Source organism: Clostridium celatum DSM 1785, assembly GCF_000320405.1.
Lineage (GTDB): Bacteria > Bacillota > Clostridia > Clostridiales > Clostridiaceae > Clostridium > Clostridium celatum.
In genome coordinates, this window is sequence record NZ_KB291712.1 from 1 (window position 1) to 1,307 (window position 1,307).

Annotated in this window: 2 protein-coding genes; one reads left to right on the forward strand and one right to left on the reverse strand. The window is 25.9% G+C overall.

What is annotated here, in order from left to right; translation table 11 throughout:
* A partial coding sequence (locus HMPREF0216_RS18020) for an Hsp20 family protein (protein ID WP_005215988.1) occupies positions 1 to 145 on the forward strand: 145 nt, incomplete at its 5' end.
* Between the two features lie 138 nt (positions 146 to 283).
* On the opposite strand, the gene HMPREF0216_RS16885 is transcribed toward HMPREF0216_RS18020, so the two are convergent.
* Positions 284 to 934 (reverse strand): CAP domain-containing protein, encoded by a 651-nt coding sequence (locus HMPREF0216_RS16885; RefSeq protein WP_040420203.1) that lies wholly within the window; start codon positions 932 to 934, stop codon positions 284 to 286.
* Positions 935 to 1,307: the final 373 nt, after the last annotated feature.

Below are 1,307 nucleotides of genomic sequence, written 5' to 3' on the forward strand. Positions count from 1 at the left end.
TTATGGATCAGTTTCTAGAGGATTCTATATTACTAATGTTGATAAGAATTCAATTAAAGCTAAATTTGATAATGGTGTTTTAAATATTGAGTTACCTAAGAAGGAATTAACTGCAAGTGATAGCAATAAAATCTTAATTGAATAGCTTAAGTTTAATTAATCCAGAAAGGAGGTAATTCTAACGGATCAAAAACAAAGTAGCTGCAAAAAATAATTTTTGCAGCTACTTTTTTAATTATTTATATATTATACAATTATCTAACATAAATAAAATCTATTATTTTTATTTATAAAACTCTTGAGTTGCATATACTTTATTTCCTATTTTATATACGCCAACTCCCATACTTGAGAAGTTAGTTGATAAAATATTGGCTTTATGACCTGATGAATTCATCCAGTTTGTCATAAATTGGTTTGCTAATGCTGTTGGGTCTGTAATTCCCCCTATATATGCAATATTTTCTCCCCAAGCCTTATATGTTACTCCATCAGCTTTCATCTTTGTAGTTATATAATTACCATTTAAATCAGTATGACTGAAGGAATTATTATCTCCCATATCTTGAGACTTAATTCTAGCATACTTTTCCATAGTTGTATTATATGTTAATGGTGCAACTCCTGCTTTAGTTCTTTCTTCATTTACTTTATTAAATATAGCTTGTTCAACTTGTGCCATAAATTTATCACTTATAACAGTGCTATCACCTTGTTGAGTACTGTTGCTAGTATTTCCTCCACTTGATGATGTGTTACCATTTGTAGATGGTTTGTTTTGAGTATTATTACTTATATGTCCATGATATTTATGATTAGAAGATATACTTCCTCTTCTAGAATTTGAACTATTATCAATAGTTGCTGCGTGAGCTTGTACTCCTCCTATAAATATACTTCCTAATAATACTAATGAAATTATCTTTGATTTCATTTCCATTCCTCCTATAATTTGAGCTAATAATATTTAGCCCATTTTTAGTCGTCTTGTACTTTTACATCTATAACAACTTGTCCACCTAATAGTAACATGAGATTATAAAATTTATAATAGTGGAGTACTAGCAAATATATATTATTTATCCCTTATAAGATTAATTTATTATTTGTGGATAAATATTAATTATAATCCATATTTTAAAAGTATTTATTAGGAATCTATCGATTTTATTCATAGTGAAATTTTCATATTATTATAAACTTACACATTCTAATAAATCTCTTAACCTTCCCCCTTGTTATATATACTAAATTATTTAATTTAATATATAAATAAATATAATATATATTTTTATATTATTTATATA